This window comes from Actinoplanes sp. ATCC 53533, from assembly GCF_003947245.1.
In genome coordinates this window covers 24873-40858 of record NZ_QHHV01000013.1, presented here as the reverse complement: position 1 = coordinate 40858, position 15986 = coordinate 24873, and the positions used below count along the sequence as shown (strand labels likewise).

Annotated in this window: 9 protein-coding genes; 2 read left to right on the top strand and 7 right to left on the bottom strand. The window is 71.9% G+C overall.

All coding sequences use genetic code 11. From position 1 onward, the window contains the following. Positions 1 to 31: 31 nt before the first annotated feature. Positions 32 to 892 carry a TIGR03086 family metal-binding protein gene (locus DMB66_RS04770; RefSeq protein ID WP_233624308.1) on the bottom strand — a complete coding sequence of 287 codons (861 nt, stop codon included), beginning with the start codon at positions 890 to 892 and terminating at the stop codon, positions 32 to 34. A 26-nt stretch (positions 893 to 918) separates the two neighbouring features. Beyond that, positions 919 to 1278, bottom strand: a complete 360-nt coding sequence (locus DMB66_RS04765) for a cupin domain-containing protein (RefSeq protein WP_125802770.1) — start codon at positions 1276 to 1278, stop codon at positions 919 to 921. 121 nt (positions 1279 to 1399) lie between these two features. Between DMB66_RS04765 and DMB66_RS04760 the strand changes: the two genes are divergently transcribed. Next, on the top strand, positions 1400 to 4486 hold the full coding sequence (locus DMB66_RS04760) for an AAA family ATPase (RefSeq protein ID WP_125802769.1): 3087 nt from the start codon (positions 1400 to 1402) through the stop codon (positions 4484 to 4486). Between the two features lie 9 nt (positions 4487 to 4495). On the opposite strand, the gene DMB66_RS04755 is transcribed toward DMB66_RS04760, so the two are convergent. The 5 genes from DMB66_RS04755 to DMB66_RS04735 all read right to left on the bottom strand — a co-directional run bounded on the left by DMB66_RS04755 (position 4496) and on the right by DMB66_RS04735 (position 9571). Continuing rightward, the gene (locus tag DMB66_RS04755; RefSeq protein ID WP_125802768.1) at positions 4496 to 5086 is read right to left on the bottom strand and encodes an ATP/GTP-binding protein; all 591 of its coding nucleotides are present in this window, start codon (positions 5084 to 5086) and stop codon (positions 4496 to 4498) included. Continuing rightward, positions 5064 to 5390, bottom strand: a complete 327-nt coding sequence (locus DMB66_RS04750; RefSeq protein WP_233624307.1) for a DUF742 domain-containing protein — start codon at positions 5388 to 5390, stop codon at positions 5064 to 5066. Before DMB66_RS04750 ends, DMB66_RS04755 begins: the two co-directional genes overlap by 23 nt. A 146-nt stretch (positions 5391 to 5536) precedes the next feature. Next, positions 5537 to 6010, bottom strand: coding sequence for a roadblock/LC7 domain-containing protein (locus DMB66_RS04745; RefSeq protein ID WP_125802766.1), 474 nt, complete (start codon positions 6008 to 6010; stop codon positions 5537 to 5539). Further along, positions 6007 to 8370: a nitrate- and nitrite sensing domain-containing protein gene (locus tag DMB66_RS04740; protein WP_125802765.1), complete on the bottom strand. Its 2364-nt coding sequence runs from the start codon at positions 8368 to 8370 to the stop codon at positions 6007 to 6009. The genes DMB66_RS04745 and DMB66_RS04740 overlap by 4 nt, the downstream gene beginning before the upstream one ends. Beyond that, a complete protein-coding gene (locus DMB66_RS04735; RefSeq protein ID WP_125802764.1) occupies positions 8357 to 9571 on the bottom strand; it encodes a hypothetical protein in 1215 nt (404 codons plus the stop codon). The genes DMB66_RS04740 and DMB66_RS04735 overlap by 14 nt, the downstream gene beginning before the upstream one ends. 578 nt (positions 9572 to 10149) lie before the next feature. On the opposite strand from DMB66_RS04735, the gene DMB66_RS04730 reads away from it, so the two are divergent. Further along, positions 10150 to 15960, top strand: coding sequence for a ThuA domain-containing protein (locus DMB66_RS04730; protein WP_125802763.1), 5811 nt, complete (start codon positions 10150 to 10152; stop codon positions 15958 to 15960). The last annotated feature ends 26 nt before the right edge of the window (positions 15961 to 15986 follow it).

Genomic DNA, 15986 nt, shown 5'->3' with positions numbered 1-15986 from the left:
TCGCACCCACCCGAGGCTGCGGGCCAGCGGCTCAGCCCTTGACGTAGGCGAGCTTCTCGGCGACCAGTCCGTCGCGGATGCGGAAGAGGTCCACCCCCCGAACGTGTCCATCGGTCCAGTCGTAGCGCCACCTGACGATGACCTGGTCGCCGGCCACTGTGCGGGACTCCGTCGTGAACCGGTGGTCGCCGGCCGCCTCGAAGAACCGGTGCCACGCGGCGCGGACGGCATCGGCGCCGGAGTGGCGGTCGCCGTCGGGAGGCGCGGTTGATTCGAACAAGCAGTCGGGGGTCATGTTCGCCATGATCGCGTCGAGGTCCTTGGCGTTGAACGCGTTGTCGAACCGGTCGACGGCGGCGAGCGCCTCGGACCGGCCGAACATCGCGAGCAGGCGTGCCTGGGCCTCCGCCGGCTCGGTCAGCGGCGGGCGGGGACCCACCAGCCCGTGGGTTCGGTAGACCTCCCGCACCGGCGCGAACCAGGTGGCCACGGCGTCGACCAGATCTTCCTCGAGGCGCAGGTTCGTCCCGGTGGCCGTGGCCAGGTCCCACGCGTGGACGAGGTGGTCGGCGGCGAGTTGCCGCAGATATTCGTCGACCGGTGTGTGCCCCGCCGACAGCGCCACCACGTCGTCGTTCTTCGCGGCGGCTGCCGCGTTCTCCGCCGCCGCGCTCGCGGCCCGCCAGGCCGCGGCCGGATCGCCGCCGAGCAGGTCGCCGTCGAGGCGATCGCCGACGTCGGCGATGGTCCGGCCGGCGAGCAACTCGGCCGCCCACCAGTCCTCGCCGACCACGTGGCCGACCAGCGCTCGCACGTCCCACCCGGCGCACGGCGTCGGTGCCGTCCAGCGGTCGCCGGGCACCGCGCGCAGGACCGCGTCGAAGCTTGCCACCGCGCGGGTGTACAACTGCCGGGCGATCATTTCGCGTACTCGCTCGCGCCGAACCAATCCACGACCACGACCGGCTCCTCGCCGACGACCCAGGCGTCGTGCCCGGCCGGCAGCGAGGTCACGTCGCCCGGCCCCGCGTCGAAGGTGGTTCCGTCCGCCATGGCGATACGCAGCACGCCGGCGACGTGGTACTGAAAGTGTGGCGCCTCGCACAGCTGCGTGCCGGCGACCGGCTTGACGTCGTTGGACCAGCGCCAGCCCGGCTCCAGCACGAGCCGGCCGATGGCAGACCCGTCGACCTGGAGCAGCTCGAGCCGGCCGTGGGCGAAGGAGCGGACCTCGTCGGGCTTGGTGAAGGTGACATGTTGCGTGGTCTGTTCGGACATCGTGCCCTCCGGGTCTCGGTGATTCCGTCGACCCGACGCTAGGAGTACGTGCTTGCAGACAACTGGCGGGAATCTAGCGGACGCGCCAGCACCTCGGCCGGCGCCCGTACAGGTGCGTCTGATGGGCCGCTTCGCCGTCGTGCGGGACGGCCGGGAGCTGGAGGAGGCGGCGTACCAGGGCCGCAAGGTGCGCACGCTGCTGCGTGTCCTCGCCAGCCGGCAGGGCCAGTTCGTGGCCAACGACCTGCTCATCGAGGCGCTGTGGCCGCAGCGACCGCCGGCCAGCCCGGCCGCCAACCTGCAGGTTCTGATCAACCGGGCCCGGCGGGCGGTCGGCCGGCCGGAGCTGATCCACACCGGTCCTCACGGCTACGCCCTGACCGGTCCGCCGGACTGCAGCGTCGACACCGAGGTCTTTCTCTCGGCCGTGGAACGGGCCGGCGAGCTTGCCGGGCCGGCGGCGCTGGCGGCCTACCGCGAGGCCCTCGGGCCGGTCGCCGAGCCCTTGCCCGAGGACATGTACGCGGACTGGTCCCAGCCCTACCGGACCCGGGTGCTGCAGGCCCGCCAGATCGCCTGGGAACGGGCCGCAGCGCTCGCCGTCGGGCTCGGTGCGCCGGCGCTGGCGGTGGAATACGCGACGGCGGCAGCCACGGCCGAGCCGTTGCGGGAGACCGCCGCGCTGGCTCTGGTGCGGGCGCTGGCCGCGGCCGGCGACCGGGTCGCCGCGCTGGCCTGCTTCGACCGGTACCGGCGCAGCCTCGCAGCCGAGCTCGGCCTCGACCCCTCGCCGGGTGCGGTGGAGCTCCATCGCCTCCTGCTGCGATCCGGCGCGGACGGCGGCCGCGGACCCGGCGAGCCGCGCGCCGGGTTCGGGCTGCTGCCCTTCGTCGGGCGCGACGCCGTGATCCGTCAGGTCGTCGCCGGTCTGTCGGGCGGCATCGTGCGGATCGCCGGCCGGTCCGGCACCGGCAAGTCACGGCTGATGGAGGAGATCGCGGCCAGCGTGCCGGCGGTCGATGTGGCCGCGTCCTGGGCGGACCGGGACGAACCGTGGTCGCTGGCACGGACGTTACTGCGCAAGCTCATCGCTGCGGACGGGTCGGCTCTCGGTTCGCTGCCGAGCAGGCTCCGCGCGGCACTGGCCGAGCTGCTGCCCGAGCTCGACCCGCTACCGGCCGGATTCGACCCGGAGACACGCAACGCCCTGGTCCGCGAGGCGGCGCGGCGGCTGCTCACCGACCACCCCGACCGGGCGCTGCTGGTGGACGACCTCCAGTGGGCCGACCCCAGCAGCGTCCAGCTGCTCGGCAGTGTCGCCGGCAGCGCCGACCGGCCCCGGCTGGTAGTCGCATACCGGCCGGACGAGCTGCCCGCCGGCCCGGCGGAGCTGGTACGCCGGTTGCCGGGTCCGCCGGTGATCGAGCTGGGCGGGCTCCTCGAATTCGCCCTGGCCGACCTGGTCGACGACGGCGACCTCGTCGCGGCGATCGCCGCCGAGACCGACCGGACGCCGATGGCGGTGGCCGAGGTGCTCCGTTTGCTGCACGCCGAGGGCCTGCTCGAAGCGGCCGACGCCGGTGGCCGCTGGCGCGCCGCATCGCCGGAGGCCGCCGGGCGAGCCCGGCAAGCCGGCCGAGCCGGGCAGCGCAGAGCGATCGGGGACCGGGCAGCCGCCCACGCCGGTCCGGCCGCGACCGTGCTGGGGCTGCTGGCGCTCCTGGGCCGCGAGGTGCCGGCCCCGACGCTGGCGGCCGCCGCTGAGCTGTCGCTCACGGAGCTGCTCGGCCCGCTGGAGGAGCTGACCGCGGCCGGCCTGGTCCGCCTCGGCGACCACGGCTGGCGGACCGCCCACGACATGGTCGCCGAGGTGGTGGTCGGTGGTCTCACCGACGTGACCCGGGCCCGGCTGCACACTCGGCTGGCCGGCGTCCTCGACGTGGAACAGGGCGACGCCCCCGAGCAGGCGCGGCACTGGCTCGGCGCCGGCGATGTCGCCAGGGCGGCCGAGGCATACGCCCGCGCCGCCGCGAACGCGCTCGACCAGGTGGCCGACGCCGAGGCCGACCAACTCGCCGACGCCGGCCTCGCCACCGGCGGCGCCGAGGGACCGGTCCGGGCGCGGCTGCTGGCCGCCCGGGCACAGGCGCGCCGGCGGCGCGGCGACATCGCCGCCGCCCGTGACGACCTCCGGGCGGCGCTTGCCGGCTATCCGGGCGGCTCGGCCCGCGCGGGCCTGTTGGCCCAGCTCGCCGCGCTTGACTCCGGCGCCGACGACATGCGGCGCGCGGCCGAGATCGCCGAGCTCGCCCTCATCGAAGCCGGCGGCGACGACCGGGCCCGAGCATCCGTGCTCGAGGTCGCCTCGGTCATCGACATGAACCTCGACCAGCCGGAGCGGTCCGCCGCCCGGGCCGCGGCGGCGCTGGCGATCTACACCCGTACCGGCGACTCGCGCGGCGCCGCCCGCATCCTCGATGCCCGGGCGATGGCCGCATTCCTGCACGGCAGCATCGCGGAGGGCGTGGACGAACTCGATCGCGCCGCCCACCTCTTCGAGAGCTCGGGCGACCTGATGCGCGCGGTCACCCCACGCTCGACCTGTGGGCACGGCCGCGTTCTGCTCGACCGGGCCGCCCAGGGGCTGGCCGACACCGAGCGTGCCCTCGACGTGGCCCGCACTCTCGGCCACCCCGACGGCCAAACGTATGCGCTGTGGCACCGCTCCGAGGCGCTCTCCGCGCTCGGCCGTCCCGACGAGGCGCTCGCCGACGGCCGAGCCGCGCTGGCCATCGCGCAGCGCCTGCACCACCGTGGCTGGACAGCGACGGCGTGGCGGGCAATCGGCATCGCCTACCAGAACCTGGGTGACCTGCCGGCCGCGCTCGACGCGTACCACCGGTCTTTGGATCTCTCCGCCAACCTCGACCTGTTCGGCTGCTGGGCGGCGGCCCGCGCAGCTCTCACCTGTGTCGACCTCAACCGTCTCGCCGAGGCCGACCAGCTGATCGCCCGTGCGGTCGCGACCGGCCCGGCGCTCGGCCGGCATGAGGCACGCTGGGCGGCCGCGGCGCTGTCCGTGGCCCGGCACGACCCGACCGCGCCGGCCCTGCTCGCCACCGCCGTCGAGGCCGCCTCCTCGGCTGGCGCCCGCCTGTACCTGCCCTACCTCGCCGAGCTCGCCCGCCGCTTGGAGACGGCCGGTTGAGAACGCGGTTCAGGAGCGCCGGGTCCGCATCGCCCGTTCGAGGGCCTTGTCGAGGACGATCAGGAGCGTGTCACGGACCGACACCCGGCTACGCGCGTCGAAGGCGACCACCGGTACGGAGTCCTTCACCGCCAGCGCCCAGCGCACCTCGTCGATCTGGTGCGTGAGCACACCGCCGAAGGCGTTCACCGCGATCACGAAGGGAACGTCGGCGTTCTCGAAGTAGTCCACCGCCGGGTAGCAGTCGTCGATCCGGCCGCTGTCCACCACCACCAGGGCACCGAGCGCACCGCGCAGGAGGTCGTCCCACATGAATCCGAACCGGTTCTGTCCCGGCGTGCCGAACAGGTACAGCTTGAGGCTCGCGTCGAAGGTGACGCACCCGAAGTCCATGGCCACCGTGGTCGTGGTCTTGTCGGTCCGGGCCCCCAGATCGTCCACCCCGACCGACGCGGTCGTCATCTCAGCCTCCGTGGTCAGCGGAGCGATCTCCGAGATGGCCCCGACGGTCGTGGTCTTCCCGACGCCGAAACCACCAGCGATCACGATCTTCACCGGAACCGGGGGTGCGCTCCGGTCAGGAGATGGTGCGTAGCCCATGCATCACTCGCAGGATCGTCTCGGGGGAAGGGAACTCGGACAGATCATCGGCGTGGACGTCGAGGTAGCCGGCGGCCCAGAGGTCACCGACGAGGATCTTGGTCACCCCCAGGTGCAGGCGCGACCGGGCGGAGATCTCGGCGACCGAAACCGGCTTGTCGCACAGGGCCACGATCGCCCGCAGCTCGGAGGCGAGGCTCGCGACCGGGGCGCGCGGCCCGTTGGGGCCGGCGGGCCGCACCGTGACCTGCGTCTCCAGGCCGATGTCGGCGGCGTCGCCGGACACCCGGCCGGCGGTGAGCACGAACGGGCGGACACCGTGGGCGTCGTCGGATGTCCTCGCGGCCTGATCCGGTGGTTTCGCTGGTGGTGCCGGCATCTGAGCCCGCAGGTACGGAGGGAGTCTCCTGTCCGCATCGCCCGCCGGCCCCTCGCGGGCTGGCGGGGAGCTCACTGCTGTACGGAGTTCTTCAACTCGGCGACGAGTTGTGGCGTCAGCGCGGCACCGGCCCGGTCCACGAACATCGTCATCTCGTACGCCACCGTCCCGAGGTCGGCGGAGCGCTTGGCGACCACGCCGAGCAGCGACCCGACGCTGATCGACGTGACCAGCAGGTAGCCGCGGGTCAGGTCGACGATCACCCGGTTGAGGTCGCCGAGCGAGTACCAGTGCGCGGCGCCGCCGGCCAGGCTGCTCATGCCGGACACCACCGCCGCCAGCCGGTCGGCGTTGGTCCGGTCCTTGATCGCCGACATGGCGATCGGCAGGCCGTCGGAGGACACCGCGACCGCCTCCATGACCCCCACGGTGTTGCCGGTGAACGAATCCAGCAACCAGTTGAAGGTCTTCGCCTCCGGGCTCAGCTGGGGATACTCGTAGCTACCCCGATCCGCGCCGTTGTCGGACACGCGAATGATCGTCATTGCTCTGTACGCTCCCTGCTCTGATGAACCGGACCGGCGTCGGTCCGCGCACGGGTGACACCAAGCTGGAACTGCTCGACCAGTTGCCGCACCTCGTCGGGGCTGGCCGGCGCGGCGGTCTCGTCCGGCGGTCGCTGGAGCGGCAGCGAGTCGCCCTCGAGCGTCGCGCCGGGCACCCGGCGCTTGAGCGCAGCCGCGGCAACCGGGCGGTCCGGCGGGGCCTGCCTGACCGGTTCCTCGGACCTCGGGGGCTGCTGTGGTCGTGGACTTCCCTGGATCACCTGCGCACCGGGCACCCGCTGCCGCAGCCCGGACACGCTGCGCGGGGCGGCGACCGCCGAGCCCGCCCGCGCTGTGGCGACCGCCTTCGGTGCCGCCGGCAGGGCGGCGGCCACCGGTGCTGCCGCGGCGATGGCCGGCTGATGGCTGACGGCGAACCCGTTCCAGGACCCGCCGTCCATCACGGCGCGCAGCCGCTGCAGCACGTCTCCGTCCGCCGGCCGAGCACTCGTCTGCACGGTCACCCGGGTGACCAGTTGCTGCGGAACGTCCACGGTGGCCGTGACGCCGCCACCGTCGGTAGCGGACAGCTTGATACCCAGGCCGTGCCGCCGGGCCAGCCGGCCCACCACGAACAGCCCCAGCACCCGGGTCGGCGCGAGATCCAGCCGCTCGCGCCGCTGGATGCGGGCGTTCTCCTCGGCCAGCCGCTCCTCGGACAGACCGATTCCGTGGTCGACGATCGTGATCCGGGCCCCGGCGGGGGACGCGGTCGCCGCGACCGAGACGCGCGTGTGCGGGGGCGAGAGATTGGTCGCGTTCTCCATCAGCTCGGCCAGCACCAGGACCAGGTCGGGGATGATCGCCGGGGTGAGCTCGATGTCGGACGGGATCGTGGTGTCCACCCGGGTGTAATCCTCGATCTTGGCCAGCGCGAGCCGTACCGCGTCCTCCAGCGGAAGCGGCTCCACGTGCGCGTCCGCCCCGTGGGCCCCGGACAGCACCACCAGGCTGCTGGCGTTGCGCAGCAGCCGGTTGGACAGGTGGTCCAGGCGGTACAGCTGCTGCAGGCGGCCCGGATCGGTCTCATCGTGCTCAAGCTCGTCGATGAGTGCCACCTGGCGGCTCACCAGCGTCTGGGTTCGGCGGCCGATGTGCCAGAACATCTCGGCCACGTTGTGCCGGCTGACCGCCTGCCGTTCGACCAGCAGCGCGGCGGTGCCCTGCACGCGCTCGAACGCCCGCGCCAAGTCACCGATCTCGTCCCTCGCGTGCACATCGAGCTGATCGAGATGGATCCGCACGACGGATTCGGTCTCGTCGTCGGCCACCCGCACCAGTTCCGCCTCGGCGACGCCGGCCACCCGGGCGGCCGAGGTGGTGAGCCGGGTCAGCGGGCGGTCGACGGCTCGCGCCACCACGATGACCAGCGCCACCACGAGGAGGAGGATGGCGAACACGCCGCTGCTGACGCCGTACACGCCGAGCAGGGCCGCGTTCCTTCGTTCGGTGACCGCGGCCGTCACGTCGGCCACGATCCGTTGCTCGGCGACGCGGTCCAGCGCGACGAACGACTCCATCGACGGAAACAGCCGGTCCATCGGAATGGCATCGACCGTCTGCGTTGGCCAGCGGGGGACGGCGGATCCGAACCGGACCGTGAAGGCATCGGAGACCATCTGCTGAAGCGAGATCTGGGTCGGTGTGGCCAGCGGGATGAACCGGGCGGTCTCACTGCCGAGGACAGCCTGCTCCGTGATGAAACCGGTCACGGCCGCCTGGGTCCTGGTCGCCGCGAGGACCACGAGGTACGCCGCAGCAGCGTCGCTCGCCTCGTTCGCGCGGAGCAGCGCGTCCAGCGCCACCACCTGACGGCCTTCCCCGGTGGCCGAGTCCACGACGTCGACCAGATTCAGCGAGGCGAGCAGGCTTCGAATCACCGTGGCGTATCCGACGATGACCTGATCCGCCGGAATGGCGCGGGCGAGCACCGCCGCGCGCACGTCCACTACGGCCTGGACTCCCCTGATCGCCTCCGCCACCTCGGCCGGCAGGTCGGCGCCCAGGTCGTTCTGGACGTCGACGGCCCGGTCGTTGACCGCCGAGAACTGCAGAACCAGGCGGTTGCGCTCGACCGCGTTCGCCAGGTGGCCGACCGCCAGCAGCCGTTCCTGCTGCAGGTCCTGGGTGAGCAGACCGATCTGGCTCGCGATCCGCACCGACTCGGCGGTCGCCTCGGCACGGTCGGCCTGCTTCATGCGCTCGGCCACGATCGGCCCGGCGAGCAGGACCATCACCACCAACGGGATGCCGACCAGCACGGCCAGTTTCCAACGGATCCGGAGCCTATCGATTAGCAACGTAGCGCTCCCACGGGTCGGGCTCGGCGTCCGCTGATCCGCCCACCGGCGGGTGTACCGGCACGGTCACCGGGGGCGGCTGGGCCAGCGGCGCCAACCGGGCGTCCACGCCGGCGGCTGGCCGGGCGAGCGTGCCGGGCCGTGAGTGCGCGCCGGTGCCCTCGGCGGGCGGCTTCGGGGGCGCGGCCCGGCGTCGCGAGATCGCGTCCAGGACGACGCCGCCAGCCAAAAGGGCAACGATCGCGAGCACCGATCCGACGCCCACCAGGAGCTCCGCCCGCAGCGTCGATTGTCGCTGCTCGATAAGGAGATCGAGCTCCCGGAGCATCGCCTGCGACAGGTCCGCGGCGGCGGCCTGGGCCTCCGTCCGGTTCTTCGCCATCAACGCCGGATCCGCGGTGGCAGACGAATTGGACAGTGCCGAGGTCGCCGGGAGGATCGAGTCCACGACCCTGCGGAGGCGGTCGAGCCGGCCGAGCAGGTTGCCCCCCAGCGTCGCGCTCTCGGTGCTGTCAACGGAGAACCGGATGTCGTCAACGAGGTCCCCGGTGGCGCCCTCCAGCGCCACCCGCCGGGCGAGCAGGTCGGGCACCAGGGCGCTGCGCTGCGTGGCGCTCTTGCCCGCCATGACAACCGTGAGATCGGCCAACTCGCCGGCCGCGGCGATAGCCGACGGCAGTTCCTGAGTGACACCGTCGTGCAGGAAGTAGGTGTCGGTTTCCGGGTCCAGGATCACTTTCGAACTGTTGCGGACCTTGTCGAAGAGCGCGAACAGCAAGTCGGTGGTCTCCGTGTACGCGGTGAAGACCGTATCGACGCCCGGCGAGCGACCGTTCGGCAGTGCCTCGATCTTCGCGCGGACCTCGCCCCAGCGCTGGCGGCTGCTCAGGTCGTCGCCCAGCCGGGCGTCGACCGCAGCAACCGCCTCCACCGCCCGATCGAGGTTGTCCAGCGGCACCGGCTGACCGGCGACCGCGGCGGCCTGTGCGTCAAGGAGCGCGACTTCCAGCGGGATGAGCGCGCTGAAGTATTCCGTGCCCTTGCGCTGCAGATCGGCGGTATTGCCTTCCCCGGAGGTGTGCTCCCACAGCAGCACGGAGAGGAAGGAAAGCGGCACCAGCAGGGCCACCGATAGCAGCGATCGCACCGCGAACCCGCCGGCGCCCAGCAGTCCTCGACGGTTCGCAGCAGATAGCGTCATCCGCAACCCTCTTCACACTTCGTGCTGGACGGTGAGCGCCACTACCGCGTACCACTACGCACAGTGATGTGTACCACTGTGGACAATGCTTCCGCTTGAGCCCGCTCCCGCACGTCCAGCTCTGGTAGCCCGGTCGGCCTGGCGGCGACCTTACGACGCGCGGAACACTGCCCGCAATCCAACAATGGCGGAGGGTCACGTTGACGAATGAGCAGCCCGTGAGCGTCATGTGGGTGGAAGTTTTCCGAACTATGGACTGCACAGTCAGCCATGTGTAAGGTGCCCGCCCCACGCCCGAGGGCCGCGACCGGCGACCTCCGGACCGCGACCACACCGAATGCCGAGGGGCGCCCGGCGGCCGCCTTCCGATCGCCGGGGCCGCGGTCAGGATGATCGACCCCGCAACACCGGCTTCACTGTCGGTTATGAAACTGTTACACGCTCAACTCTTGCCGGACACGAAGCCGGTGGCCCTAATTTGTAAAGGGAATCAACAAATTTCGATGTGTCAATGGCGTGGCCCGCCGGCGAGGCGGACCGGCCCGTGAACCACTGTCCACCCAGGACAAGGAGAACACGTGTTCCGTCCACGCCGGCGCGCTCCCAGGCCCAGCCTGCGCACCGCTGCCCTGCTCTCGTTCGTCCTCCTGTCGACCGTGCTGACCAGCGCGCCGGTCGCCCAGGCGGCCCCCATCGGCCCGCGGCCGGCGGGAGCCCAGGCCGCTGCCGACGTGGAGCCGTACTCCGTGCTGGTCTTCTCCAGGACCGCCGGTTTCCGGCACGACTCCATCCCCGCCGGGATCGCCGCCATCCAGCGGCTCGGAGCCGACAACGGCTTCACCGTCGACGCCACGGAGGACGGCGCCGCCTTCACCGACGCCAACCTCGCCAAATACCGCGCGGTGATCTGGCTCTCCACCACCGGAGACGTCCTCGACCCCAGCCAGCAGGCGGCCTTCGAGCGCTACATCCAGGCCGGCGGCGGCTACGTCGGCGTCCACGCCGCCTCCGACACCGAGTACAGCTGGTCCTGGTACGGCAAGCTGGTCGGCGCGTACTTCGCCAGCCACCCCGCCAACCAGCAGGCCACGGTGAAGGTGGAGGACCCGGCCCACCCGTCCACGGCCGAGTTGCCGGAGCGCTGGTCGCGCTTCGACGAGTGGTACAACTTCCAGTCCAACCCGCGCGCCGCCGTGCACGTGCTGGCCAGCCTGGACGAGACCAGCTACACGGCGGGTGCCGGCGCGATGGGCCACGACCACCCCACCGCGTGGTGCCAGGACTACGACGGCGGACGAGCCTGGTACACCGGCGGCGGTCACACCGCGGAGTCGTACGCGGAGCCGGGCTTCCTCGCCCACCTGCTCGGCGGCATCCAGACCGCCGCCGGCGTGCTGGACGCCGACTGCGGCGCCGCGCTGACCGACAGCTTCGAGAAGGTCACCCTGGACGGCAACACCAGCAACCCGATGGAGCTGGACATCGCCCGGGACGGCCGGGTGTTCTACGTCGAGCGCGACGGCCGGGTGCGGATCGTCAAGCCCGACACCGGCGGCACGGTCACCGCGGTCGACCTGGATGTCTTCACCGGCAACGAGGACGGCCTGATCGGCGTCCGGCTCGACCCGGACTTCGCCGACAACGGCTGGGTCTATCTCTACTACGCCCGCAACGACGGAGTGGCCCGCAACCTGCTGTCCCGGTTCACCGTCACCGGCGACACCATCGATCCGGCCAGCGAGAAGGTCGTCCTTCAGGTCAACACCCAGCGCAACACCTGCTGCCACGCCGGCGGCAGCATGACCTTCGACAGCGCGGGCAACCTCTACCTCGCCACCGGGGACAACACCAACCCGTTCGAGTCGGACGCGTTCACCCCGATCGACGAGCGGCCCGGCCGGTCGGACTACGACTCCCAGCGCACCTCCGGCAACACCAACGACCTGCGCGGCAAGGTGCTGCGGATCCACCCGGAAGACGACGGGTCGTACACCGTCCCGGCGGGGAACCTCTTCCCGGCGGGCACCGCGCAGACCCGCCCGGAGATCTACGCGATGGGTTTCCGCAACCCGTTCCGCATCGGCATCGACCCGGCCACCAGCACCCTCTACGTCGCCGACTACGGGCCGGACGCCGGCTCGGCCAACCCCAACCGGGGTCCCGAGGGCACGGTGGAATGGAACATCGTCGCCGCCCCCGGCAACTACGGCTGGCCGTACTGCATCGGCGCGAACTACGCGTACAACGATTACCAGTTCCCGTCCGGCCCGAGCGGGGCGAAGTTCGACTGCGCGGCACCGGTGAACAATTCGCCCAACAACACCGGTCTTACCGCGCTGCCGCCGGCCATCGCCGCCACCGTCGACTACGACTACAGCGGCAACCCGCTCTTCCCGGAGATCGGCGGCGGCGGCGCCCCGATGGGCGGCCCGGTCTATCGCTACGACGCCGAGCTGAACTCCGATCGCAAGTGGCCGGCCTACTACGACGGCAAGGCGATGTTCGGCGAGTGGAACCAGTCGAAGATGTACACGATGCAGGTCACCGCCGACGGGCGGTCCCTGGTCGACATCAACCGGTCGCTGGCGGGGATGAGCTTCATCCGTCCGATGGAGTTCGAGTTCGGCCCGGACGGCGCGCTCTACCTGATCGAATGGGGCAGCGGTTTCGGCGGCAACAACGACGACTCCGGGGTCTACCGGATCGACTACATCGCCGGTCACCGGGCCCCGATCGCGGCGGCCGGCGCCACACCGGCCTCCGGGCCGGTGCCGCTGACCGTACGGTTCTCCAGTGCGGGATCCCGCGATCCGGACGGCGGCGCGCTGACCTACGCCTGGAAGTTCGGTGACGGCGCGACATCGACCGAGGCCAACCCCACGCACACCTACGCCACGGCGGGCGACTACACCGCGCAGCTCACGGTCACCAATCCGAACGGGCGCAGCGCGGTGGCGAACGTACCGGTGACGGTCGGCAACACGGCCCCGACGGTGGCCATCGAGTTCCCGCCGGACGGCGGCTTCTTCGACTGGGGCGACCAGGTTCGATACACGATCACGGTGACCGATCCGGAGGACGACGAGATCGACTGCGACCGGGTGCGGTTGCAGGTGCTGCTCGGCCACGACGAGCACGCCCACCCGCTGGAGCAGCACACCGGCTGCACCGGCACCGTGCAGACCGCACTCGCCTCCGGGCACGGCGCGGAGGCGAATGTCTTCGCCGTCTTCGAGGCGACCTACACCGACGAGGGCGGCACCGGCGGTGCCGGCCCGCTCACCGGGCGGGCGATCGAGCAGCTGCAGCCCAAGCGGAAGCAGGCCGAGCACCACACCGGCACCGGCCGGGTGCCCGGCGGTGTCGGCGGCGGCGACCCGGGCGTGGGGCGGGAGACCGCCACCGACCCGGCCGGCGGCGGCCAGAACATCGGCTTCATCGAGGACGGCGACTGGTGGTCGCTGGACCCGGCCAGCCTGACCGGCATCGAGTCGATCCGCTTCCGGGTCGCCTCGGCGACCGGCGGCGGGCGGATCGAGGTCCGCGCCGACGCGGCCGACGGCCCGCTGGTCGCCACGGTCGACGTGCCGGGCACCGGCGGCTGGCAGACCTGGTCCGACGTCACCGCGCCGGTCACCGGCACCAACGCGGGTTCGCTCTACTTCGTCGCCCGTGACCCGGCCGCCGGGACGGGGTCGCTGTTCAACGTGAACTGGATGGACTTCCTCGGCCGGGGAGTCACCGAGAACGCGCCGCCCAAGGTCACCGCGGCCGCGACCCCGGCCGCCGGCACCGCGCCGGTCATGGTCGCGTTCGACGGCACGGCCACCGACGCGGAGGGCGACACCCCGCTGACGTACGCCTGGGACTTCGGCGACGGCGGTACGGCCAAGACCCTGGACGCCAGTCACACCTACCGGGTGCCCGGCACCTTCACCGCCACCCTGACGGTGACCGACAGCCGCGGAGCCAGTGCGTACGCGCGCGTTCCGATCAAGGTGGACGCGCCGAACACCTCCTGTTTCGGGGCGCGCTCGGATGACTTCCTCGGCGACGCGCTGAACCGTGACCGCTGGACGGTGATCCGGGAGAACCAGCTCTCCTCGGTCGCCGACGGGACGCTACGGCTGCCCACCGCCGCGGGCGACCTCTACGGCACCCGCAACGACGCCACCAACCTGGTCCTGCAACCCCTGCCCAGCGGGGCCTGGCAGGCCACCACGAAGGTCGCCCTGCCGGCCACCGCGAGCTATCAGCAGGCCGGCCTGCTGGTTTACGGCGACGACGACAACTACGCCAAGCTGGACTTCATCTACAACGGCGCGCGCACGGTGGAGTTCATCCGGGAGACCGCCGGGGCCCCCCGCAACGAGAGCGCCGACAGCACCGCCGCGCCCGCTGGTGAGGTGGTGTACGTACGGCTGACCAGCGATGGGACGAACCTGACCGCGGCGGTCTCGGCCGACGGCCAGGCCTTCACCCCGGTCGGCCGGCCGGCCGCGATGGCCGGCATCGAGAGCCCGCGCGTCGGGGTCTTCGCGCTCAACGGCGGCACCTCCGCGCCAGTGGTGGACGCGGTGTTCGACTGGTTCCAGTTCACGCCGGACGCGCCGGCGGAACCGGTCGACCCGTCGGACGAGTTCACCGGTGACGCGCTGGACAAGTGCCGGTGGGACGCGATTGTCCGGGAGGACCCGGCGACCTACCGGGTCACGGACGGGGCCCTGCGCATCGACGTGCCCAACGGCGACATCTACACCGGAAACAACACCGGGCCGAAGAACTTCATCCTGCGGACCGCGCCGTCCGGCGACTGGACCCTGCGGACGAAGGTCGACGGCAGCCTGCTGAACGAGCAGTACCAGCAGGCCGGGCTGCTCGTGTACGGCGACGACGACAACTACGTCAAGCTCGACTTCGTCGTCGACAACGCCGCCGGTCAGCCGGTCAGCCGGCGGATCGAGTTCCGCAGCGAGATCGGCGCGACGGTGCAGGATCCACAACCGCAGGCCGGCGGTTTGACCTCGGCGGTGTGGCACCTGCGGCTGGCCCGGGTCGGCAACACCTACACCGCCGCCTACTCGGCCGACGGCACGGAGTGGACGACGCTCGAGCCGCTGACCAACGCCGCCGTCGGAGCCACCCCGAAGGTGGGGCTGTACAGCCTCGGCGCCGCCCAGACCGCCTCGAAGACCGTGGCGTTCGACTACTTCCGGATGGGCGCCGAGCAGACCGACACCACCGCGCCGGTGACCGGCGCCAAGGTGTCCGGAACCCCGGTCCAGGGCTGGTACACCGGACCCGTCACGGTCACCCTGACCGCCGACGACGAGGCCGGCGGCAGCGGGGTGGCGGGCACCGAGTACCGGCTCGACGACGCCACCGCCTGGACCGCCTACACCGCCCCATTACCGGTCGGCGGCGACGGCACTCACCAGGTGCGGTTCCGCTCGACCGACTCGGCCGGCAACGTGGAGGAGACGAAGTCGGCCACTGTCAAGATCGACAGTACGGCTCCGGTCACCTCGGCGCGGTTCGCCCCGGCGAACGACAACGGCTGGCACGACGGCGCCGTCCCGGTGGTGCTGACCTCGACGGACGCCGGTTCCGGGGTCGAGAAGCTGGAATGGTCGCTGGACGGCGGCGCCTGGACGCCGTACACCGCGCCGGTGGACGTGACCGGGGACGGGGAGCACGAGCTGCTCTACCGGGCGGTGGACAAGGCCGGCAACGCCGAGACGCTCAAGTCGGGGATCGTGCGGATCGACGGCACCAAGCCGACCCTGCTGGTCTCCGGGTTGGCCAACGGCCAGCTCTACGGCGACAGCCAGGACATCCGGACCTCGTGGCAGGCGGTCGACCCGACCTCCGGCATCGAGACCACGACCGGCACTCTGAACGGGCGGCCGTACGCCAACGGTGCCCTCCAGGCGCTGTACGAGCTGCCGCTCGGCCTGCACGAGCTGACCGTGACCGCGACCGACCGGGCGGGCAACAGCACCTCGACGACGGCCAGGTTCTTCGTCACCACCTCGTTCCGGGACATGCAGAACCTGCTGGACCGGTTCAAGGCGACCGGGCGGCTCTCGACCAGGGCGCACCGGCAGTTGTCCACCAAACTGGATGCGGTCCGGGCCGCGGAGGCGGCCGGCAAGGACGAGCAGGCGGTGCGGCAGCTGACCGCCTTCAAGAAGCTCGTCAACGACGCCGCCCTGGTCACCGACACCGACGTCCGGGACACCCTGGTCCGGGACGCCGACGCGATGATCGAGCGGCTCGGCGGCACCGCCAGCAAGGCCGGGGTACGGGCGAACGCCGGCAAGCCGGTCACCGGCGCCGGCCGGCTCGCCGGGGGCCCCACCCGGATCTCCCCGGACCGCCCGCTCTGACGGCACCGGCCCGTCCGCCGCCGAGG